Raw genomic sequence first — 23,116 nt, 5'->3', positions numbered from 1 at the left:
ATATTCGGCAAATCAATTGAGCAGACGTTGGCGTTGGCGGCGGCTATACCATTGCGATAACCACAACGCGGCAAACGCGATGATCAATGACATGCCCATCAAACGCATGACAGCAGCATCACGATCAGGCTGTTGCAACAGGCTATACATAGCAAGCGGCAAAGTGCGTGTTTCGCCGGCAATATTGCCGACAAACGTCATCGTCGCGCCAAACTCACCCAAACTGCGACAAAATGCCAACACCGCACCGACCAAAATCCCACCCCACGACAGCGGCAAGGTAACTTGCCAAAACGCCTGCCATGCCGACGCGCCCAACGTCTTGGCAGCAGCTTCTAAATTGGTGTCAACCAGCTCAATCGCCAATCGCACCGCCTGCACCATCAACGGAAAACCCATCACCGCGGCCGCCAACACCGCACCTTTACGGTTAAACGCGAGCTCTAGCCCCACACTTGCCAACGCTTGCCCAAACACGCCTTGCCCACCGAACAGCCGCAGTAAGATATAGCCCGGTACAACAGGCGGCAGCACCAACGGCAAAAATATCACAGTCTCCAATAACGACTTGCCCCAAAATGACTTGCGTGCTAACAGCCAACCAAATCCCAAAGCAGGTAATATATTGACCAACAAACTGCCTGTTGCCACCTCAAGTGACAGTGTCATCACCGCCCATTCATCTTCGGACAAAGCAAACATACAGCTAACGGCTCGTGGTGCTAGGCGTTATAACACGCTAAAACCATATTTGCGATACACCGCTTTGGCAGTTGGACTTTGCAAAAACTGATAGTAGCGCAAGGTTTCGGCATCGGGTTTGACTGAACTTTTTGGCTGCACCAACGCCATCGGATAAACAATCGGCGTATGCAAATTGGCAGGCATGATCGCCACCACCTGCACGTTATTGGCAATGCGCGCATCGGTGGCGTACACAATGCCCAATGCACATTCGCCACGATTGACAAAGTTAAGTGCGGCGCGTACATCATCGGTCTCAACCAAGCGCGGTTGTAGCGTCTGCCACCAACCCAAATTGCGTAGGGCCTGTTTGGCATAACGCCCTACGGGCACGCTCTCGACCTGCCCTGTGCATAACCGCCCACCAAACGCGCGCCCAATGGCAAAATCTTTTGTTGGGCGGATGGTAGTGCTGGGCAACTTATTTTTGGGTGCAATCAACACCAGCCGATTTGCCAACAAGTTGCGTCTGCTACCTGCCACCAAGTAATTTTTATTGGCTAAATAATCCATCCACGCGGTATCGGCAGATACCAACACGTTGGCAGGCGCACCTTGCTCAATTTGCTTAGCAAGCGTAGATGAGGCCGCGTAAGAGGTTTTGACGCGCGCAGATTTGGGATAGGTTTGGGCGTAGCGTTGGTTGATTTCATCGATCGCATTGGTCATGCTTGCTGCCGCATACACAGTGACATCAGCATGCGCGCAGGTCAAACTGGCAATTATGGCGCATAGCAAGGTGGATTGTTTTTGTAATAATATTAGCATAGTGATGTGGTATAATGGCTATTTTTTAAAATTTGGCCAAGGCTTCAGGGGCTTCAAGCAATCTTGACTTAGTCGAACAAGCTTGTTGCATTGATGCAGATTAGCACACCTGCGTGTCGTTTTAAACCGTTATTTTGCGTACCTACCGATTGTTTCGCGTGGCAAGTTTTAGATGTTGCGCGTGGCAAGTTTTAGACACAAATTTTAGACACAAAAAAACCGCTGCCAATCACGCCAGCAGCGGTTTTTATTACTCACTTAACACACAGTTAGCACTTAGCGGTTGGTTTTCACCGCAATCCGAATGGCAGGCATCGTGCGTGCGCGTTCGGTGATGGGCTGTGCTGATGTGTCGTAGTGCGTTGCCATGGGTGCTTGTTTGACGGGCAATACATCACCCACGACCAACACACCTGACATCATACCGAATGTGTTCATACCTAGCTCCTTATCCTCGTCTGAGGTCGTCCATTTAGGCGTTTATCGTAGGTCGCGTTTTGCGGACTTGCCAATGGCAGTATGCCACCATCGGTATGCCAATCCCTAGCAAAACAAAGACTTACGTACCAAACACCTAGATCTGCGCTCGGCAAATTTGTGGCAACAAATTCACCAAACAGGTAACTTACACCTTCTGTACGCCGATATTATACACACTTGTTGAGTTTTTTACCAGATTTTTCTTTATCATATTTTTATGACATTTTTATGACATTGCGTGACATCAGTTTTATAGTGCAAAATTTTTGGCAAAATGCCAGTGCTAAGCTATATTTGCGCAGGTTTATACTTGTGATACGATAGCCCGTACAACAGCCGCCTGCCGATACATTCAGCAAACACGGCTAGCCACTAAATAAAAGACGTTTTTGGGCTCGCTTTGGCACATCTGGTAGTAAAAAAATATGAAGGACAAGCATGGCAAAACAAACTGATTTATTTGCACCGCGCCGCACAGCTAGCGCATCGGTCACCACATTTGGCGGCATATTGGGCAAACTGGCAGCCAGTGCCGTCACGCTTGCCGCACTCAGTCTCAGCGCATGCCAACGCCCAACCGAACCAACCACCAACGCGACCCATCATGCATCCGATATCGCCGCATCAAGTACGGGTAATGCCTACAAACCTGCCAAAAAAATCGCTATCAGCGCGATTGTCGAACACCCGTCATTAGACGCAATTCGCCAAGGTGTGATCGATGAACTATCCGAACAAGGCTACCAAGTTGGGCAAAATTTATCCGTGCAATTTCAATCCGCGCAAGGCAACACTGCCACCGCAGGGCAAATTGCCAAGCAGTTTGCCGCCGACAATCCCGACGTGATCGTGGCGATTTCTACGCCAACCGCGCAAGCCATTGCCGCCGCCACGCGCACCATTCCGATTGTCTATACCGCGGTGTCTGACCCTGTGGCAGCAAAGCTAATCGACGCGCAAAATACCCCAACGCAAGCCAATATCACGGGGCTATCTAGTCAGTTACCACTTGCCCCGCAGCTGGATTTTATGCAAAAAATCGTGCCAAATCTGCACACCGTTGGCTATGTGTATAGCTCGGGCGAAATCAATTCGGTCGCACTTGGCAAACGCTTACAAGCCGAATTGCCGACACGCAACTTGCAACTGTTACAAATCCCTGCCAACCGTGCCACCGACATCGCCATGGCAACCAACAGCTTGGTGGGTAAAGCGCAGGTGATTTACACCTCGATGGACAACAACGTCGCCTCAGCATTTGAATCCATGGTGCAAGTTGCCAACCAAGCCAAATTACCGATTGTGGCATCTGATGAATTTAGCGTGCGCCGCGGTGCAGCAGCAGCGCTGGGTGTCAATGACTATAACTTTGGACGCAAAACAGGTGAAATGGTCGTCAAAATCTTGGACGGTGCGTCTGTGCAAAACGTCGCGCCTGCGGTCATGGATGATTTAACCATGTATGTCAGCCCCAAGCACGCCGCCGCACAAGGCATCAGCATACCACCTGAACTCATGCAAGGCGCGGTTAATGTCGATGATATGCCTACCAAATAAGCATTGAGCTGGTGTTTGGCAGTTAGTTGGCGTGTTAAAGCGCGTGTAAAGACTGGCATAAAATTTAAGCCAATGCTAAAATTTGTTGAAATTTTGTCGCTAATGGTTGTCAATAGGTTTTTTAAGCCTATTCACTTGGCGACGTATTTGGGTGACAGGGATTGAGGTTTAAGGAGTTGTTATGTATCAGATGAATCGTTTGGCGCGTGCTTTGATGCTAGGCGGACTGTGCGTATTTGGCGTAAGCGCGTGTAACCAAAGCCAAACCACCGCAGCAGACAGCGCAAACACAGGCGCAAGCAGCGCAACCGCCGCCGCTACGGGGCAAAAAACCGTCGATATCACCGCTATCGTTGAGCACCCTGCGCTAGACGCGGTGCGTCAAGGTGTGATTGATGAGCTGGCGAAAGAAGGCTTTAAAGACGGGCAAAACCTTAAAGTCAATTTTCAATCTGCCCAGGGCAACACTGCCACCGCAGGACAAATCGCCAAGCAATTTGTTGCCGAAAATCCTGACGTCATCGTTGCCATTGCCACCCCATCAGCGCAGTCAGTCGCTGCTTCGACGCGGACCATTCCTGTGGTATTCTCTGCCGTTACCGATCCTGTTGAAGCCAAATTGGTACCATCGTGGGAAGCCTCGGGTACCAACGTGACAGGCGCGTCTGACCAACTGCCGCTTGAGCCGCAAATTGACTTGATGAAACAAATCATCCCCAATCTAAAAACCGTCGGCTATGTATATAGCCCTGGTGAGGTCAATTCCACTGTGGTGCAAAAACAGCTTGAGAGTAAATTGGGCGCGCAAGGCATCAAGCTTATTGCCGTACCTGCCCAGCGCTCAACCGACATCGCGCCTGCTGCACGCAGCTTGCAAGGTAAAGTGGATGTCATTTACACCTCATTGGACAACAACGTTGTATCAGCGTATGAGTCGCTGTATCAAGCCGCTAAAGAAAGCAAGATCCCACTGATTGCTTCAGATACCGACTCAGTCAAACGTGGCGCGGTCGCAGCGTTGGGCGTGGACTATCACCGTTTAGGACAAGAGACGGGCAAAATCGTTGGACGGATTTTAAACGGTGAGACAGCAGGCAGTATCAAGCCGTACATGATGCAGGACTTGGACTTATATCTAAGCCCCACGCACGCACAAGAAGTTGGTATCACATTATCGCCTGAACTCATCGGGCGTGCAAAAGTGGTTGAACCAACAGGCAATAGCAAATAAAATATGCCCTTTTTAAAATCGCCACACATTTGGGCGGCGGTTGGCTAGCCCAAACACACGGGTTACGGTTTCTTGTATTTAAACCACGGACACCTAAACCCATGGCACACCTTGCGGAAGACTAAATTGATATGGCATTTCTGGCTTTTTTTGCCGCGTTAGAAAGCGGACTGATCTACGCGCTGGTCGCGCTGGGTGTCTATATCTCGTTTCGGATCTTAGATTTTCCCGATTTGACCGCTGATGGCAGCTTTCCGCTTGGCGGCGCGGTGGCAGGTGTGGCAATTTTGGCACATGTCAATCCATGGTTGGCGTGTTTGTTTGCCGTGTTGGCAGGTATGGCAGCAGGTGTCACGACCGCATGGCTGCACGTGCGCCTAGGCATTTTGCAGCTGCTGGCCAGTATCTTGGTGATGGTAGCGTTGTATTCGGTGAATTTGCGCATCATGGGTGCACCCAACCTATCACTGCTGGGTGAGCCTAGCGTATTTGCGCCATTCGTCAATGACAGCAATGGCTTTTGGATGCGCTGCGTGGTGATTGGCGGCTTTGTCTTGGCGGCAAAACTGTTACTTGACTGGTTTTTTAGTACCGAAACAGGGCTTGCCATGCGTGCAACAGGCTCTAACCTCAAAATGTCGCAAGCGCAAGGCATCAATACAGATCGCATGACCATGCTCGGCATGGCGATTTCTAACGGTTTGATTGCTTTGGCAGGTGCGTTGTTTGTCCAAACCCAAGGCGGCGCGGATATCTCCATCGGTATCGGCACGATTGTGATTGGACTGGCTGCGGTCATCATCGGTGAGACCATTATCCCTGCCAAGCGCATGTTGTGGATTACCTTGTCGGTGATTGTTGGCGCGGTGTTGTATAAGTCATTTATCCAAATCGCACTTGCCAGCGAAACCTTGCGCCAAATCGGTTTTGGCCCACAGGATTTGAATATTGTCACCGCGCTGTTGGTCATTATCGCGCTGATTTTACCCAAACTCAAAAGCCGCTTTATGCCAAAACGCCGCGTGCGTTAGCGTCAAGCCGCTATTTTTTGTCATCATTCGTATGTATCGCCAAAGGCGCGTTGGGCGTTGTTGGCAACTTGAGGAAAACCGCCGCCATGATGCAAGCGCAAGATTTACGCCTAACCTTTAACCCTGGTACGCCGATTGAAAATCCTGCGCTGCGTGGACTGAGCCTTGAGATTGGCGAAGGTGAATTTGTCACCGTGATTGGTACCAATGGCGCAGGTAAATCGACATTTTTAAACGCCGTTGCAGGCACCGTGCGTGTTGATAGCGGACAAATTTTGTTAAATGGTATTGATGTCACGCGCCAAAGTGCCTACCAACGTGCAGGACTGGTAGCACGGGTATTTCAAGACCCGATGGCAGGCACCTGTGAGCATTTGACCATTGAAGAAAACATGGCACTGGCGTATAAGCGCGGTGGCTGGCGCGGTCTATCAGGGGCATTATCGGGTAAAAACCGTGAGCTGTTTCGCGAAAAACTTGCGATTTTAAAACTAGGTCTAGAAAACCGTTTGACTGACCGCATGGGCTTGTTGTCGGGCGGACAACGACAAGCGGTTAGCCTGTTGATGGCGTCACTACAACCATCTAAAATCTTATTGCTAGATGAGCATACCGCCGCACTTGACCCCAAAACCGCCGATTTTGTCTTACAGCTGACTGACCAAATCGTGCATGACAATGGTTTGACCGCCATGATGGTCACCCACTCCATGCAGCAAGCATTGAACCACGGTAGCCGCACGGTGATGCTGCACCAAGGACAAGTGGTCTTGGACGTTTCAGGTGAACAGCGGCGTGGCATGACGGTACAAGACCTGCTAGCGATGTTTGAGCGCACACGCGGTGAAGTGGTTGCCGATGACAGCTTGTTATTAAGCTAGTGATCCATCGAGTTATTAAAGTTATTAAACTGTTCTACAATCCGCCAGTTTCACTGTCATTTGTGCCAATTGTTTGGCTAACGTTACAAAAAAGACGATAAATTGCGCCGCTTGTTTACATAGTTTTTATATCGCTATGCCGTATTTAACGGGATAATAAGACAATATTTGTCCAATTTAACAATGCTTATTTGATTTGAGGTTATCATGATTGATTTAAAATCGCTATTTGTTAAAGCCGTTGAAGACCAAACCCTAAACGTCAATGAGTACATTTTTTTACCTGAACGCGTGGATATGATGGTCAAAGACGGACGGTTGAGCTGTGTGCTCAATACCAACGGTAAAGTGGATTTCATTTATCACAAAGATGGCATCACCGAGGTGCGCTCTGGCCTGCGCAAAAGCCCGTTTACCTCATTTCGCAATGAATTGCACTATGGCGTGTATGATGACTTGGTCGATGATGTGATCGAAGCGGTTGAAAAAATCGTGTCAAACCAATCAAAATACTTTAACTTTGCCTCAGAATCTTAATTTTGACAAGGCAAACAAAAAACGGGCGATAATGCCCGTTTTTTATGACCTCAAATACGCTAAACTTCAGCGTTCTGTCACAGTTTCGGTCACTGTGGTTTCGGTTGCTACCACGCGCTTGGCGCGGGCTTTGTTCAGTCCCATACGCATAATTTGCCACAAAAAACCCAAAATACAGCCCACGGTAATCACAACCATGATCGGCAATAGGTTTTTAAAGATAATGGATGGCTCTTTCATCAACACGCCATACACCACCGCAATACTGGCAGGCGCAATCTCAGGCGCAACCCCCAACGATGTGGTGGGCGTAAGCAAAATCGCGCACAAGATAATCCAGCTTAAGCCTGCCAAACTTTGTGGCAAAAGCCGTGCAATCAGCGCCCATACCGCCAACGCAACCAATGAAAATCCGACATACGCGATAATTGGCAGCTGATCGGCAGGCACGCCACTGACCAGATGTGACCAGCCATTGATAATCCAACTTAAGGCATCCGCCAGCCCGTCCAATGAAGCCAATATCATACGCGTATCTCTTTTACTATGCGTGTTAAACCGAATAATGGGCGTTATTTTAGCACATTTTTTGCGCCCGCAAATCGGCTATTGCCATTTATTCTGCTGCGCCTCGTGCATTTGCGTGGCGGCGTGACGTTGCCATTCGTCTTCATCAGGCATTTGGACAAAGTAGCCTTGAGATTGTAATTTTGCAAGCACATCTGCCTTATCGACACGCGCAAGTTTTGGCGTAGCAGCAAGATCTAAGTGCATGACAAAGCTTTCACGCCCTAGCGCGCGGCGAAAATCAGGTGGTAGCACGCCAAGCCAGTCCTTGATCGTCTCGGTATCATCGGGATAATCAGGACGCGCGATATACACATACAAATCAGGCTTTTTGGCAAATTTATAAATATCACAATGCATCATGTGCCCCTTATGCCTGTGCCAGTGCCGACAAAGTGGCTTTGAGCATGGCAGATACCGTGCTGGTACACGTGCCAATCCCTGAGTAAATCTCACCATCAACGTTAAGCTGCAAGTACGCCACCGCGCTGGCATCGGTACTGGTAACATCATTTTGGGTCAAAGCATGTTCCGCGTAGTTAATCACGTGGATATCTTTGCCCAGTGTACGCGCCAGCCCATCGACAAACGCCGACAATGCACCATTACCCTGCCCATTGATGGTCAGTGTTTCGCCTGCTTGGCTAATCGCGCCTGAGAAGCTGACGCTACCGCTGGCATTATTGATGGCATAATCTTGTAAGACCAATTTGTCTTGGTTGAGATAAGTCGCTTCAAATACGCCAATCACATCATCAGAGGTCAGTTCAGTTTGGCGTTGTTCGGCTTCTTGCTGCACCACACGGCTAAAGTCAATTTGCGTCCAACGTGGCAGTTTAAAACCAAAATCACGCTGCAAAATATACGCCACACCGCCTTTGCCCGACTGGCTGTTGATACGCACCACGTCTTGGTAGCCGCGTCCAATATGGGCAGGATCAATTGGCAAATAGGCAACATCCCACAAATCTTGGGTTTCAGGATTGGCGGCGTTGTAATCCAACGATTTTTTAATGGCGTCTTGGTGCGAGCCGCTAAACGCGGTGAACACCAACTCACCAACATATGGATGGCGCGGATGAATCGGCAATTGGTTGCACTCACTCACCACCTGAGCAACCTCGCTCATATGGCTAAAATCTAGCTGCGGATCCACGCCTTGGCTGTATAAATTCATCGCCATGACCATGATATCCATGTTGCCTGTACGCTCGCCATTGCCCAATAAAGTGCCCTCAATACGATCAGCACCTGCCATCAGCCCCAACTCACTGGCGGCAATCGCTGTGCCACGGTCGTTGTGCGTGTGTAAGCTGATTGTCACGTGCGAGCGCATGGTAAGGTTACGGCAAAAATATTCGACTTGGTCAGCATAAACGTTCGGCGTTGAGCTCTCCACTGTACCTGGCAGGTTTAAAATCACCTTTTGTCCCAAATCAGGTCGCCACACTTGGCACACCGCGTCACAAACTTCTACAGCAAAATCAGTTTCGGTTTGTGAAAAGCTCTCGGGTGAGTACTCAAAAATCCACTCCGTATCAGGGTGTTGTGCTGCCATTTTTTTCAGCAATGCTGCACCCTCAACCGCAATCTTGGTAATCTCAGCATGATCGGCTTTATAAACCTTGTCGCGCTGTACTTTAGACGTTGAGTTGTATACATGCACTATGGCGCGTTTTACGCCTTTTAGCGCCTCAAACGTACGGGCAATCAAGTGTTCACGCGCCTGCACCAACACCTGCACGGTGACATCATCGGGAATATGCCCCTCTTCAATCAACTTGCGCGTAAAATCGTACTCAACCTGTGCGGCTGATGGAAAGCCGATTTCGATCTCTTTAAAACCAATCTCTACCAACAGCTTAAAAAAGCGCATTTTTTGCTCAAGGCTCATCGGCTCGATCAACGCTTGGTTACCATCACGCAAATCCACACTGCACCACAGCGGCGCTTGGGTAATGGTTTTATCGCACCATGTGCGCTCGGTCAATTTTGGCGCGAAGGCGAATGGACGATATTTGCGGTGGTCAAACTGGCTATTTTTGGGCATCATTGCGCTTTGACGATTGACGACTTGGGTCATAATCAGCTACCTGTAATCAGCATAAAAAACTTTAATTGAGATGACACTATTATAGCCGAGTTTTTGCGCCATAACTCACCAAAATTTTACTCAAAAGTTTTGTATAAGCGTGAATATCACTCATTTTTAGCTTAAAATTAGAGCAATCACCTAAAGATACGGACACAATTAAAATGACTTACCAACTAGATGACATTGACAAAAAAATTTTGCAGTTACTACAAGCCAATGCACGTATCAGCAACCTAGAGCTGGCACAGGCGGTTAATCTGAGCCCTACCCCTTGTGCGCGCCGCGTTAAACAGCTTGAGCAAGCAGGCGTAATCACAGGCTATACCACCCAGATCAACGCACAAGCATTGGGCTATGCCTTAACCGTCTATATTGCAATCAGCATGGATCGGCATACCGCCGAGCGATTTGCCAACTTTGAAAAACAAGTACTAGCCTTTCCTGAGGTGGTACAGTGTAGCATTGTGACAGGCAGAAGTGAGGATTATTTACTCAAGGCTGTGGTGCGCGATATGGCACACTATGAAGATTTTTTGTTACATCGGCTCAATCGCATTGACGGCGTAAGCCAAGTACATACCAGTTTTGAGCTACGCGCCGTACTAAATCGCTGCGCAACCGCTCCTTGATCCAAACAGCATGGCTGATAGTATTGCTATTAAAAAAGCGGATATTAAAAAACAGATATTAAAAAACAGATATTAAAAAAGCGACACTCAATAGAGTGTCGCTTTTTGGTTTTAGTCAATGACTAATCAGCAAGTCATCGTGACTAAATTAGAAGCGGTAGCTAACACCTAGCTTAACGATCGGCAACCACTCAGCAACGTTTTTGTCACGGATATCCGCTTCAGCTTGACGTGCTACGTCGTCAGCATTGCCTGGTAGATTAGTCTTTTCATTAACAACAACTGTGCCGTTGGTTGGGGTAACTTTTACATCAGCTTTGCCCATGTAAGCACCACCGATTTCACCGAATACACCCCAGTTGTTGTTTAGGTTAGGACGGAAACCTAAAGTCAAGTAAGGTGCTAGGTCATTGCGATGATCAAGCTCACCTACCAATTGACCTTCGGTGATTTTGTACTTGTCACCACCAACTTTGATGGTGCCTTTGTTGTTGTCAGTTTTAACTTTAAAATCGTTATCTGGTACTAATACACCTGCACCAACGGTGAACCAACTTGCGCCTGGACGCATTTGTACACCAACGTATGGGTTATTAAAGTCCGCTTTGTCGTATTTATATTTTACACCGCGTGCTGTGAAGTCATCACCTAATAGACCTTTCACATCACCGCCTGCCCAACCAGCGACCAATTCAGTGTTTTCGTTCACTGACCAGCCGATGTTTGCACCATAACCTAGCGTACCTGCTTCAATACCGAATGACGCTGGGTGGAAGAAAGTGTCCAACGCAGTACGTGGTGCTTCAACGATCTGGGTGGTGGTGTTTTGAACCACACCAGTTGCTGGATTATAAGTGGTGGTTGATACACCAACTGGCTGAGTAACAACTTGTTGATCAACAACAACTGGTGTTGCATCAACTGGTTGTGCTACTGCTACAGGCTGAGCAACAACAACAGGTGCTGCAAACGCGCTTCCTGCAACCACTGCAGATGATAGCGTTGCTAATTTCAATGCTTTCATAGCTTTTCCTCAATTCATGTGAGCCTTAAATAAGTAACACCGCAATACCCGTTTTGCTAAACATGATCCAACCGATAACGTCAGGTCATATTTTGTTACTTATCGCTTGCGCATATTTAAGCGCAAAATTCGCGCAATGTCACGCAACTTCATGCGCTTTTTGTTAGTCTTTGTGTAAACTTACAAGTCAATTTTCACTTTGTGATATAAAAATTGGTGTTTTATGCGCTTTTTTTCAACAATGTTTGACTAAACGGTTGAATGGATCGCTTATTTTTGCGATCAGCGATTAGACAATAGACCACACTTGATGACCGAAAGCTGTTACTTTTTTGATGACAGGATGACAGTTTGGCAATTTTTGCCTACAATACACTGGCTGAGTATTTGTTGTTCAGTGCTAAGAGATGTTGCGTTTGTTTGGGTGTGCTATTTACATTCGCCTAAGCAATCAGGCTTAGCTTTTATTTTTGCTGATGTAAAAATAAAAAAATAACGACATCTGCCGAAACGAAATCTTAATGCAATAAATTGTCAAGCGATGTTGGCTTGATGGTTTTAGGTTTTATGACAAGAAGGAGTGGACGCAGTGTCTACTAAGATCAATCAAGATTTTCATGATTATAAAGTCGCAGATATCAGCCTAGCCGATTATGGGCGCCGTGAAATCAAGCTGGCAGAAGCCGAAATGCCTGCTTTGATGGGTATTCGCGCGCGCTATCAAGCTCAGCAGCCATTAAAAGGCGCAAAAATTGTTGGCTGTATTCACATGACGATTCAAACAGCGGTACTGATCGAAACGCTGGTGGCGTTGGGTGCTGAGGTGCGCTGGACGTCGTGCAATATTTTTTCAACCCAAGACCACGCAGCAGCAGCGATCGCGGCGGCAGGTATTCCTGTGTTTGCATGGAAAGGTGAAACTGAAGAAGAGTATGCGTGGTGCTTGCGTCAGCAGATTTTTGCAGGTGGTGAAGCATCGGGCAAATTGTGGGATGCCAATTTGATTTTGGATGATGGCGGTGATTTGACTGCGCTGATTCATGATCATTATCCACAAATGCTGGACAATATTCATGGCATCAGTGAGGAGACTACCACAGGTGTGCACCGATTGGTTGATATGCTCGCCAAAGGTACGCTTAAAGTACCTGCCATTAACGTCAATGATGCGGTGACCAAGTCAAAAAATGACAACAAATATGGCTGCCGTCATAGCTTAAATGATGCGATCAAACGCGCCACCGATATGCTACTATCAGGTCGGCGTGCGTTGGTGATTGGTTATGGCGATGTGGGTAAAGGCTCAGCGCAAAGTTTGCGTCAAGAAGGCATGATTGTGCGCGTCAGTGAGGTTGATCCGATTTGCGCGATGCAAGCGTGTATGGATGGTTATGAGGTCGTCTCACCGTTTGTTGGTGGCGATCCTGCCAAAGGCGTCAATGAAACATTGCTACAAAATACCGATCTAATTGTCACCACCACGGGCAACTACCACGTGTGTAACCGCGATATGCTCAAAGCGTTGAAGGCAGGCGCAGTGGTGTGTAATATCGGGCATTTTGATACCGAGATTGACACCCAGTTCATGCGTGATCACTGGCGTTGGGTTGAGGTCAAGCCGCAGGTGCACCAAGTGTATCGCTCAGAAGATGACAATGATTATTTGGTCTTGCTGTCTGAGGGGCGTTTGGTCAATTTGGGCAATGCGACAGGTCATCCATCGCGCGTGATGGATGGTTCGTTTGCCAATCAGGTGTTGGCGCAAATTTATTTGTATCAAGAACGCTTTGCCGAATTGCCAATCGATGATAAGGCAGGCAGTGTGTATGTCAAGGTCTTGCCAAAAAAACTGGATGAAGAAGTCGCCGCTGCGATGGTGGCAGGTTTTGCAGGTGTTTTGACCAAGCTTACGCAAGAGCAAGCCGATTATATTGGTGTGCCTGTTGAAGGTCCGTTTAAATCAGATGAGTATAAGTACTGATTTTATCCGTAGCTTATCTGTAGATCAATGAATGAGATGGCGATGACATTGGGTTGTCGCCATTTTTTTAGCGGTTGTCTGGCATGGTTTTTGTTGCATAATTTTCGTACGATAGAAAATTTCAATTTTATTCCAACCAAATCCCGTTATAATAGCGGGCATTTTGCACGACTGGATTTGCCATGATGACCCCGTTTTCGATTGAATTTTTTCCGCCAAAAACCGACGACGCTGCCACCAAGCTATTGCACACGTTTGCCGAGCTCAATGCTTTGCAACCTGAGTACTTTTCGGTGACTTATGGTGCAGGTGGTTCAACGCGTGCGCGTACGCTTGGGATAGTTAAAACATTAAGTGAAGCCAGCGCAACGCCGATTGCGCCGCATTTGTCCTGTATTGGTGATGGCAAGGCAGAAATTGCCGAATTGCTTGATACCTATGCTGCGCTAGGCATTAGCAAAATCGTGGCGCTGCGCGGTGATTTGCCCTCAGGGCAAGTGGGTTTTGGGGAATTGCCTTATGCGGTCAATTTGGTGCAGTTTATCCGTGAGTATGCAGGCGATCGTTTTGAGATCGAGGTGGCGGCATACCCTGAGATGCACCCACAAGCGCGTAATTTTGCCAGTGATATTGACAACTTGGTTGCAAAGTATCGCGCAGGTGCGTCAGCGGCGATTACTCAGTTTTTTTATAACCCCGATAGCTATTTATATTTGCGTGATGCGTTGGCAAAACGCGGTGTGCAGCCCGAGGATTTTGCGCTTAAAGCAGGCATCATGCCGATTACCAATGCGTCAAATTTGATTCGGTTTGCTGATGCATGTGGCGCGGATATTCCGCGTTATATCCGTCGGCAGTTGGCAGATTTTGGTGATGACCGTGCGGCAATTCGGGCATTTGGTTTTGATGTTGTGATGCGTTTGTGCGAGCGTCTGATTACAGAGGGCGTGCCTGCGCTGCATTTTTATAGCATGAACCAAGTGAATCCAACCAAGGCATTGATTGAGGCATTGGACTTGCGTCAAGCGGTTGATCCAACCTCTAATCAGACCACTAAATCTATCAAAGTATAAGGCGGTTGCATGAGCGCGTTGTGGTTACCTTGCACCCAAATGCAGCACCTAGCTGACCAACCACCGCTTGCCATCGTACGCGCGCAAGGTAGCACGCTGTACGATGCCGAGGGTAACGGCTATCTGGATATGATTAGCTCATGGTGGGTCAATCTGCACGGGCACTGCCACCCAACCATCAATGCCAAAATCAGTGAGCAGCTGGCAACACTTGAACACACACTGTTGGCAGGTGTGGTGCATCCACCAATTGTTGAACTTGCTGAGCGGTTGGTGGCTATGACGCCTGCGCCACTGCAAAAGGTATTTTTTGCCGATAGCGGTTCGGCAGCGATAGAAGTCGCGCTCAAAATGGCGCTGCAATTTTGCCAACAACAAGGGCAAACGGCTAAAACCAAGTTTATCGCACTTGAACACGGCTATCATGGTGAGACGCTCGGCAGTCTGTCGGTGACGGATGTAGCGTTGTTTCGGGCGCAGTATCAGCCATTGGTCATCGAGCAGCTGACCACCCCCTCGCCTGCCAATTTGTTTGCGCCGCCCGATATCGCGCAATCGGAGTATGAGGCGCAGTGTCTTGCCCACCTTAAGGCAACACTGGCAGCCGAGCATACGCGTATTTGTGCATTAATTGTTGAGCCACTGGTGCAAGGCGCGGCAGGCATGGCAATGTATTCGCTGGATTTTTTGGCAGCAGCGGTGGCGTGCTGTCGGCATTATGGCGTGTTGGTGATTTTTGATGAAATTGCCGTTGGTTTTGGGCGCACGGGCACGATGTTTGTATGCCAAGCGTTGCAAGCACGTGATGCCACGCTCTGCCCCGATTTTTTGTGCTTGTCAAAAGGCTTGACGGCAGGTTATTTGCCGATGTCGTGCGTACTAACAACACAGGCGATATACGATGGCTTTTATGATGTTCGCCTTGAGCGTGGCTTTTTGCATTCGCACAGTTTTACGGGCAATCCATTGGCAGCGACGGCAGCGTTGGCTTCGTTGGATATTTTTGCCCAAGACGATGTCTTGACGCGCAACCAAGCACTGATTGCGCGTATGGCACAAGGCTTGCAAGCCTTGGCGCGACAGTACCCCGATCGTGTTGCGCTAACGCGGCAAACGGGAATGATCGCAGCGTTTAGCCTGATGACCGACAAGCAAAACACAGACGCACAAGCTGCGCGATCGTTGGCGCGGTATTGCTTGCAGCATGGCGTGCTCATTCGTCCGATCGGTGCACAGGTTTATCTAATGCCGCCATATTCGACCACGCTAGCAGAGCTAGACACGGTGTTTGGTGTGTTGCTAGATGCCCTAGCGGCGCTTGATATCAGCCATTTGCCACCTATGGATACGGTTCATTTGGCATAAAACCGATAAGATACGTTTTTTCATTCAGTGCTTAGGCTATTTGACGCGCTTGCGTTTTTGCTGCTTTGATTTTTTGACCATCACCATGCGACGATTTTTTTACGACCCTACAACCAAAGATACTAGCACCCCAGACGCTAGCACCCCAAACGCGCTAAAAATCGGCGCAACTTTGCCACTAACGCCCGATATTTTTCAGCATTGGGTCAAGGTGTTGCGCGCGCAGGTTGGTGAACAAGCGTTGTGGTTTGACGGCACGGGTGGCGAGTACCGCGTTACCCTGAGCCAAATCCAAAAAAATGCTGCCACTGTACACGTTGATGAATTTTTTGCCATCGATCGTACTTTACCATTTGACGTAGATGTTGCACTGGTGATGAGCCGCGGCGATCGCATGGATTATGCCATTCAAAAAGCCACTGAAGCAGGCGTGCGCCGCATTCAGCTGTTGACCAGTCAGCACGGTGAGGTACGCCTTAAGCCTGAGCAGATTCCCAAAAAACTGGCGCATTGGCAGCAAGTAGCGATTGCCGCATGTGAACAATGCGGGCTTAATCGCGTGCCCAAGATTTTGCGGCCATTGGCATTGGCAGATTGGTTGGCAATATCGCCATCGTACCATGCGCACGCGCTCAAACTGGTACTTGCCGTGCCATCGGCTGAGGGCGATACCACGGCGCACGCCACACCGCGCTTGATTGTGCAGCAGTTTTGCCAATCGTCTGATCCACTTATCGCGGCGCAATTTTGCTTGTTGATCGGTGCAGAAGGCGGTCTATCAGCACAAGAGGTACAAGCCGCGCTTGCCATCGGTTTTCATCCTTGGCAAATCGGCACGCGCGTGCTACGCACCGAAACCGCCCCCGTGGTTGCTTTAGCTGCGTTGGCAACGTGGTATGAAGCTGCGCAAATCGGTAAATTTACAACCACTTAATGGTTGCTCATACCCACTCAGACACTGCCAAATCCTGCCTTTTTTGCAAGGCGTATTAGCATTTTTTAACGATTTTTTCATGACTTTACAGTCATAGCTTGTTCTTGCTAGCGCGGCGATAAATGCCTATCTTTATGCCTGTTACCGCACGGTTGCGGCATTGATGTCAGCCATTGACTGTCAAAGATTGATTGTCACTCTTTATTGCTAAAAGGAAGCCACGATGCAATACAAAGCCCCCATTCGTGATATGCAATTTGTCATGCACGAGCTATTAAATTTTTCTGAACATTACAAAAATATCCCGATTTATGCCGAAAACGACCGCGATATTTTAAACAACTATATCGAGGCGGCGGCAGATTTTGCCGAAAGCGAGCTTGCGCCGCTCAACCGCACAGGCGATGAAGAAGGCTGTACGTTTGACAATGGCGTTGTCACCACACCAGCAGGCTTTAAAGAAGCCTACAAACAATATTGCGAGCTAGGTTTTCCATCATTGACCGCCGATGAGGAGTTTGGCGGGCAGCAATTGCCGTTGTCATTAGCATCTGTGGTCAATGAAATTATGGGCGCGGCAAACTGGTCATTTTCGATGTATCCTGGTTTGTCCGAGGGCGCAATTCGCACCATCGAACACCACGGCACTGACGAGCAAAAACAAAAATACTTGCTCAAATTGGTAAGCGGTGAATGGACAGGCACGATGTGCTTAACCGAAGCACACGCAGGTAGTGATTTGGGCATCACGCGCACCAAAGCTGAGCCAAACGATGATGGTTCGTACGCCATCACTGGGCAAAAAATCTTCATCTCAGCAGGTGAGCACGACATGGCGGATAACATCGTGCATATCGTGTTGGCACGCCTGCCAAACGCGCCACAGGGTACCAAAGGTATTTCATTGTTTATCGTGCCAAAATTCAACGTCAATGACGATGGCAGCATCGGTGAGCGCAACAGCGTATTTTGTGGTTCAATCGAGCACAAAATGGGTATCAAAGCCTCTGCCACGTGCGTGATGAACTTTGATAAAGCCAAAGGTTACTTGATTGGTCCTGAAAACAAAGGTTTGAACTGCATGTTCACCTTTATGAATACCGCGCGGATTGGTACGGCAATCCAAGGCTTGACCGCGGCTGAATTGGCGTTTCAAGGTGGCTTGAGCTATGCCAAAGACCGCTTAGCAATGCGCGCATTGAGTGGTGCTAAATTCCCTGATTTGCCTGCCGACCCGATCATCGTGCATCCAGCAGTGCGTAATATGGTCTTGACTTGTAAAGCCTTTGCCGAAGGTGGACGCGCGTTGGTGTATTACCTATCGCAGTTTGCCGATGTGGTGGCAAAAGGTGACGGCGAGGCGGCAGAATACGCTGACCAAATGTTGTCGCTTTTGACCCCGATTGCCAAAGCATTTTTGACCGAAACAGGCTATGAGGCAGCAAACCATGGCGTGCAAGTGTATGGCGGTCACGGCTTTATCCGCGAATGGGGTATGGAACAAAACGTCCGTGATACACGCATTGCTTGTTTGTACGAAGGCACCACCGAAATTCAAGCGCTTGATCTGTTAGGGCGTAAAGTCTTGGGCTCACAAGGTAAATTGCTGCGTAACTTCACCAAAGTGATTCATAAATTCTGTCAAGAACACGCAGATAACGACGAGATGGGACAATTCATCCGTCCGTTACAACGCCTAAACAAAGAATGGGGCGATATCACCACCCGTGTTGGCATGGAAGCCATGCAAAACCACGACGTGGTTGGCGGTGCGGCGGTAGACTATATGTACTACAGCGGTTATGTGACTTTAGCGTATTTGTGGGCGCGTATGGCAGCAGTCGCACAAGCTGCACTACAAACCGATACCACCGAACGCGCGTTTTACCAAGCCAAAATCAAAACCGCGCAATTTTACTTTGCCAAGTTGTTGCCACGCACCTTGACCTATGCCAAACGCATCGAAACAGGGCTTGAGCCGTACATGGCAATGGACGTTGAAGAATTCCAGTTTTAATTGCAAAACAACTGTGAACCATGAAACGTGTTACGCCATCTTAAGCCCACAGGTTTAAGATGGCATTTTTATGCAGTTTTTTTATCAGCAAATTTTGAAATAAAATATTAGCAAAAGGAAATAGCTATGCCGATTTATCATGCACCGATTGATGACATGCGCTTTATTTTAAACGATGTATTTAACGCCTCAGAGTTTTGGCAACAAATGCCTGCGCTTGAGCATGTCGATAGCGACACAGTCGATATGATTTTAGAAGCCATGGCAAAATTTGCCACCACCACATTGCTACCGCTCAACCGCACAGGCGATGAAGAGGGCGCGCAATATCTGGGTGATGGCAAGGTCAAAACACCAGCAGGGTTTGCCGAAGCGTTTCATGAATATGCCGAAGGCGGCTGGATTGGGCTGGGCGGAGACATGGAGTACGGCGGTCAAGGTATGCCCAAAATGGTGACCATGCTTGCCGAAGAGATGGTGTTTACTACCAACCAATCGTTCGCGCTCTACCCCAACCTATCAGGCGGTGCGGCGATGTGTTTGCTCAATGCAGGCAGCGATGAGCAAAAACAAACCTACCTTGAAAAAATCTACTCAGGCGAATGGTCGGGCACCATGTGCCTAACCGAGCCGCATGCAGGCACGGATTTGGGCATCATCAAAACCCGCGCCGTGCCCAACGACGATGGTTCATACGCCCTCACGGGCACCAAGATTTTTATCACCGCAGGTGAGCATGATTTGACACAAAACATCATTCATCTGGTATTGGCAAAAACGCCCAACGCACCTGCAGGCTCAAAAGGCATTTCATTGTTTGTTGTGCCAAAATTCTTGGTCAATGCCGATGGCAGCTTGGGCGAACGCAACAGCCTAGCGTGCGGTTCCATTGAACATAAAATGGGTATTAAAGCCTCTGCCACCTGCGTGATGAACTTTGATGGTGCCAAAGGTTGGATGATTGGTGAGGAAAATACAGGGCTTGCTTCAATGTTCATCATGATGAATTACGAACGCTTGACCATGGGTTTACAAGGCATCGGCGGTACCGAACTTGCCTACCAAAATGCCGCGTTGTATGCCAATGATCGCGTACAAGGACGCGCCGATCACGGCACACAAGACCCCAACAAGCCCTCAGACATCCCCGTAAACTACGCTGACCCCATCGTACACCATGCCGATGTGCGCCGTATGCTGCTCAATGCCAAAGCGGTGAGTGAAGCATCGCGCTGTTTTGCCATGTATGTTGCCAAGCAGTTGGATATTTACAAATTTAGCCCCGATAAAGCCGCCAAAAAAGCCGCTGTTGACCGCGTCGCACTGCTGACCCCTGTGTCCAAAGCATTTTTGACCGACCGCGCACTGGAAGCCACGATTGATTGCCAACAAGTGTTTGGCGGACATGGCTATATCCGCGAATGGGGGATGGAACAAATCGTTCGCGATACCCGCATTTCACAAATTTACGAGGGCACCAACGGCATACAATCGCTGGATCTGCTAGGGCGCAAGGTTGCTAAAAATGGCGGTGCGTTTGTCGAGACCTACCTTGCCGAAATGCGCGACTTTGCCCAGACTATGCAAGCCAACCACGCTGTCAAGCAAGCGATTTTGACCAGTGCCGACACCTTGGCGGACTTGACCCAAAACGTGCTTGAGCAAATCCAACACAAACCTGACGCGATCAACGGCTGTGCGGTGGATTATTTGGCGGCATTTGGTTATGTCAGCTTTGCGTATATGTTTGGCTTGATGGTGGAAGCGGCGCACGGCAAAGCAGGCGAATTTTATGCCAACAAAGCCAAATTGGCGGATTATTTTGTCGCGCGTATGTTGCCACGCCTGCAGGGACATGTGGCGATGGTCAAAGCAGGCACCGACCCTATCATGGCGTTTGACAACAGCTATTTTGTACAAGAAGCGTAAAACACAGCCAAAAGATACGCTTAAATTTTTCCAGCAAAAAACCGCCGAAGTCAACGGCGGTTTTTTATTGTCACATCTTGACTATTCACTTAATAAACGCTCAATGCGCGCAGCCTGTGCTTGCTGCTGTTTGGCAAGCGTCAGTCGATTTGCCATGATGATGGCTTTAAGATCCGCCAGCGCGACATCAAAATTGTCATTGACCACGACATAATCAAAATGTAAATACTGCTGCATATCGCGCACCGCACCTGCAAGGCGTTTTTCGATGACTTCTGCACTGTCTTGCGCGCGTGTTGATAGGCGTTGGCGCAGACTTTGGCGGTCAGGCGGTAGGATAAACACCGAAATGGCATCGGGGCGCAGTTTTTGCACCTGTAGCGCGCCTTGCCAGTCAATTTCTAAAATCACATCCAGCCCACTTGCCAGCATTTTATCGACCGAGGCTTGCGAGGTGCCATAAAAATTGTCAAATACATCGGCAAATTCCAAAAAATCACCACGGGCGATCATGTCTTGAAACGCTTCACGGCTAACAAAATGGTAATGCTGCCCATCGACTTCACCAGGGCGCGGCGCGCGCGTTGAATGTGATACGCTGACCGCCAAGTCATTGGTGGTGGCAAGCAGCTGCTTGACCAACGAAGTTTTGCCCGTACCTGATGCGGCGGTAATGATAAACAATGAGCCTGTCGTCATGCTGGTTCCTTTTAAAGTCAAGATTTGCACACATAAGCGTTGCGCGTATTGTAGCAGTTTTGCGCCCAGGCGTTTTGCCAAATTCGACCATTGGATTTTTTATCCATTCACCTGCCCCACTGTGGCTTGAAAACGGTTACAATAGACGGCAAATTTTGTCCTAGCCCAGTTATTAAAATTTTAGTTGTTCAATTTTTAGCTACCAAATTTTTAACATTTTCAACCATAAGCGATATGAGCATGCAGATTTTACTTGCCAACCCCCGAGGCTTTTGTGCTGGTGTAGACCGCGCGATTGCGATTGTCAATGAAGCGCTGGCGCGTTTTGAGCCGCCGATTTATGTTCGTCATGAAGTGGTACACAACAAGTTTGTCGTCAATGATTTGGCACGGCGTGGTGCGGTCTTTGTTGAGGAATTAGATGAAGTGCCCGATGGCGCGATTGTGATTTTCTCGGCGCATGGCGTGTCAAAAGCCGTTGAAGACGAGGCTGAACGCCGCGATTTGACAGTGTTTGACGCGACTTGCCCATTGGTCAGCAAGGTGCACATTGAGGTCAATAAGTTTGCCAAATCGGGTATGGATGCCATTTTGATTGGGCATGCAGGTCATCCTGAGGTTGAAGGCACGATGGGGCGTTTTGATCCACAATATGGCGGACGCATTCATTTGATTGAAGACGTGGAAGACGTAGCGCAGTTGGATTTGCCGCAAGATACCGAGCTTGCATTTGTCACCCAAACCACGCTGTCGATGGATGACACAGCAGGCGTGATTGACGCGCTCAAAGACAAATTTCCGCAAATCCATGCCCCACGCAAAGATGATATTTGCTATGCCACCCAAAACCGTCAAGACGCAGTCAAAGATTTGGCACAAGCGTGTCAAGTGGTGTTGGTGGTGGGCTCGCCCAATTCATCCAACTCTAACCGCTTGCGCGAATTGGCAGAACGCTTGGGCGCGAAGGCATATTTGATTGACAACGCAGCGCAAATGCAGCCTGAATGGTTTAATGGCGTGAACAGCGTCGGCGTGACCGCAGGGGCATCCGCGCCTGAGGTGCTAATTCAAGAAGTGTTAGATACGTTGCAGGCTTGGGGCGGTGAAAAACCTGTTGAACTATCGGGCATTGAAGAGCATGTGACCTTCAGTCTGCCCAAAGCCCTGCGTACACCAAAAGCCGACATTTAAACGCTCAGTTATCAAACAAGATTCTTGACTTCCTCCCCTCCCTAAAGTGAGGGGATTCCTTCTGCAAGACGGTGAAGCCCCACCGCAAACCTAAGACAATGGCAACCGCCCGTACGACACACCGTACATCTTAGGTTCTTATTTTAAGCTAATCCTACCGTTAGGATTGTCATAGACACGAATTAGCTTAAGTGTGTGTTTGGAAACGTCTTACCAGTTAAGTTACTGCGTACTCGCAATTTAGTCTTAACTTAACTGTGGAATGTAAGACATTGAATATAGTGAGATGAGTATAGCAAAACTCATCGCATTTAACAATTGCCTTATATCCACCGCCTGAAGTCGCAGGTTTACGGCAACGAATGATAAAATTTTTTATAGTT

The 23,116-nt window shown here is 48.7% G+C and carries 21 protein-coding genes; 13 read left to right on the top strand and 8 right to left on the bottom strand.

Annotated features, from left to right (window positions below):
* Window positions 1-12: 12 nt before the first annotated feature.
* The 3 genes from modB to MA2_RS11055 all read right to left on the bottom strand — a co-directional run bounded on the left by modB (window position 13) and on the right by MA2_RS11055 (window position 1,950).
* Entirely contained in the window at window positions 13-702 is a 690-nt protein-coding gene (gene modB / locus MA2_RS00100) for a molybdate ABC transporter permease subunit (RefSeq protein WP_067054662.1), read from the bottom strand.
* 27 nt (window positions 703-729) lie between these two features.
* Window positions 730-1,512: a molybdate ABC transporter substrate-binding protein gene (modA, locus tag MA2_RS00095; RefSeq protein ID WP_067054659.1), complete on the bottom strand. Its 783-nt coding sequence runs from the start codon at window positions 1,510-1,512 to the stop codon at window positions 730-732.
* 276 nt (window positions 1,513-1,788) lie between these two features.
* Window positions 1,789-1,950, bottom strand: a complete 162-nt coding sequence (locus MA2_RS11055) for a hypothetical protein (protein ID WP_156470930.1) — start codon at window positions 1,948-1,950, stop codon at window positions 1,789-1,791.
* A 480-nt stretch (window positions 1,951-2,430) separates the two neighbouring features.
* Here MA2_RS11055 and MA2_RS00090 point away from each other — a divergent pair, with 480 nt between their 5' ends.
* The 5 genes from MA2_RS00090 (at window position 2,431) to MA2_RS00070 (ending at window position 7,229) form a co-directional block, all read left to right on the top strand.
* Complete coding sequence (locus tag MA2_RS00090) at window positions 2,431-3,549, top strand: ABC transporter substrate-binding protein (RefSeq protein ID WP_079352178.1); 1,119 nt, start codon at window positions 2,431-2,433, stop codon at window positions 3,547-3,549.
* A 181-nt stretch (window positions 3,550-3,730) separates the two neighbouring features.
* Window positions 3,731-4,780, top strand: a complete 1,050-nt coding sequence (locus MA2_RS00085) for an ABC transporter substrate-binding protein (protein ID WP_067054656.1) — start codon at window positions 3,731-3,733, stop codon at window positions 4,778-4,780.
* Between the two features lie 131 nt (window positions 4,781-4,911).
* A complete protein-coding gene (locus MA2_RS00080; protein ID WP_067054653.1) occupies window positions 4,912-5,811 on the top strand; it encodes an ABC transporter permease in 900 nt (299 codons plus the stop codon).
* 86 nt (window positions 5,812-5,897) lie between these two features.
* Complete coding sequence (locus MA2_RS00075) at window positions 5,898-6,692, top strand: ABC transporter ATP-binding protein (RefSeq protein WP_067054651.1); 795 nt, start codon at window positions 5,898-5,900, stop codon at window positions 6,690-6,692.
* Between the two features lie 207 nt (window positions 6,693-6,899).
* Window positions 6,900-7,229, top strand: coding sequence for a hypothetical protein (locus tag MA2_RS00070; protein WP_067054646.1), 330 nt, complete (start codon window positions 6,900-6,902; stop codon window positions 7,227-7,229).
* Window positions 7,230-7,295: 66 nt separating this feature from the next.
* Here MA2_RS00070 and MA2_RS00065 read toward each other — a convergent pair whose 3' ends face one another.
* The 3 genes from MA2_RS00065 to leuA form a co-directional block, all read right to left on the bottom strand.
* Entirely contained in the window at window positions 7,296-7,757 is a 462-nt protein-coding gene (locus tag MA2_RS00065; RefSeq protein WP_067054643.1) for a resolvase, read from the bottom strand.
* 78 nt (window positions 7,758-7,835) lie between these two features.
* Window positions 7,836-8,156 carry a YcgL domain-containing protein gene (locus MA2_RS00060; RefSeq protein WP_067055321.1) on the bottom strand — a complete coding sequence of 107 codons (321 nt, stop codon included), beginning with the start codon at window positions 8,154-8,156 and terminating at the stop codon, window positions 7,836-7,838.
* 10 nt (window positions 8,157-8,166) lie between these two features.
* On the bottom strand, window positions 8,167-9,849 hold the full coding sequence (gene leuA / locus MA2_RS00055; RefSeq protein ID WP_373279743.1) for a 2-isopropylmalate synthase: 1,683 nt from the start codon (window positions 9,847-9,849) through the stop codon (window positions 8,167-8,169).
* Between the two features lie 203 nt (window positions 9,850-10,052).
* Between leuA and MA2_RS00050 the strand changes: the two genes are divergently transcribed.
* Window positions 10,053-10,520, top strand: coding sequence for an Lrp/AsnC family transcriptional regulator (locus MA2_RS00050; protein ID WP_067054637.1), 468 nt, complete (start codon window positions 10,053-10,055; stop codon window positions 10,518-10,520).
* A 148-nt stretch (window positions 10,521-10,668) separates the two neighbouring features.
* Here MA2_RS00050 and MA2_RS00045 read toward each other — a convergent pair whose 3' ends face one another.
* Complete coding sequence (locus MA2_RS00045) at window positions 10,669-11,544, bottom strand: hypothetical protein (protein WP_079352177.1); 876 nt, start codon at window positions 11,542-11,544, stop codon at window positions 10,669-10,671.
* Window positions 11,545-12,145: 601 nt separating this feature from the next.
* Between MA2_RS00045 and ahcY the strand changes: the two genes are divergently transcribed.
* The 6 genes from ahcY (at window position 12,146) to MA2_RS00015 (ending at window position 20,843) form a co-directional block, all read left to right on the top strand.
* Window positions 12,146-13,525, top strand: a complete 1,380-nt coding sequence (gene ahcY, locus MA2_RS00040; RefSeq protein ID WP_115254103.1) for an adenosylhomocysteinase — start codon at window positions 12,146-12,148, stop codon at window positions 13,523-13,525.
* A 182-nt stretch (window positions 13,526-13,707) separates the two neighbouring features.
* Entirely contained in the window at window positions 13,708-14,598 is an 891-nt protein-coding gene (locus tag MA2_RS00035; protein WP_067054628.1) for a methylenetetrahydrofolate reductase, read from the top strand.
* A 9-nt stretch (window positions 14,599-14,607) separates the two neighbouring features.
* Window positions 14,608-15,963, top strand: a complete 1,356-nt coding sequence (bioA, locus tag MA2_RS00030; RefSeq protein ID WP_067054625.1) for an adenosylmethionine--8-amino-7-oxononanoate transaminase — start codon at window positions 14,608-14,610, stop codon at window positions 15,961-15,963.
* An 85-nt stretch (window positions 15,964-16,048) separates the two neighbouring features.
* Complete coding sequence (locus tag MA2_RS00025) at window positions 16,049-16,897, top strand: 16S rRNA (uracil(1498)-N(3))-methyltransferase (protein WP_067055318.1); 849 nt, start codon at window positions 16,049-16,051, stop codon at window positions 16,895-16,897.
* 223 nt (window positions 16,898-17,120) lie between these two features.
* Window positions 17,121-18,914 (top strand): acyl-CoA dehydrogenase C-terminal domain-containing protein, encoded by a 1,794-nt coding sequence (locus MA2_RS00020; RefSeq protein WP_067054623.1) that lies wholly within the window; start codon window positions 17,121-17,123, stop codon window positions 18,912-18,914.
* Between the two features lie 126 nt (window positions 18,915-19,040).
* Window positions 19,041-20,843, top strand: a complete 1,803-nt coding sequence (locus tag MA2_RS00015; RefSeq protein ID WP_067054621.1) for an acyl-CoA dehydrogenase C-terminal domain-containing protein — start codon at window positions 19,041-19,043, stop codon at window positions 20,841-20,843.
* Between the two features lie 81 nt (window positions 20,844-20,924).
* On the opposite strand, the gene gmk is transcribed toward MA2_RS00015, so the two are convergent.
* On the bottom strand, window positions 20,925-21,542 hold the full coding sequence (gene gmk, locus MA2_RS00010; RefSeq protein WP_067055315.1) for a guanylate kinase: 618 nt from the start codon (window positions 21,540-21,542) through the stop codon (window positions 20,925-20,927).
* A 240-nt stretch (window positions 21,543-21,782) separates the two neighbouring features.
* Between gmk and ispH the strand changes: the two genes are divergently transcribed.
* Window positions 21,783-22,733: a 4-hydroxy-3-methylbut-2-enyl diphosphate reductase gene (gene ispH, locus MA2_RS00005; RefSeq protein ID WP_067055313.1), complete on the top strand. Its 951-nt coding sequence runs from the start codon at window positions 21,783-21,785 to the stop codon at window positions 22,731-22,733.
* Window positions 22,734-23,116 lie beyond the last annotated feature (383 nt).

The sequence above is a fragment of the Moraxella atlantae NBRC 14588 genome, assembly GCF_001591265.1.
Classification (GTDB): domain Bacteria; phylum Pseudomonadota; class Gammaproteobacteria; order Pseudomonadales; family Moraxellaceae; genus Faucicola; species Faucicola atlantae.
The sequence above is the reverse complement of the archived record's forward strand: the minus strand, read 5'-3'. Positions and strand labels throughout refer to the sequence as shown.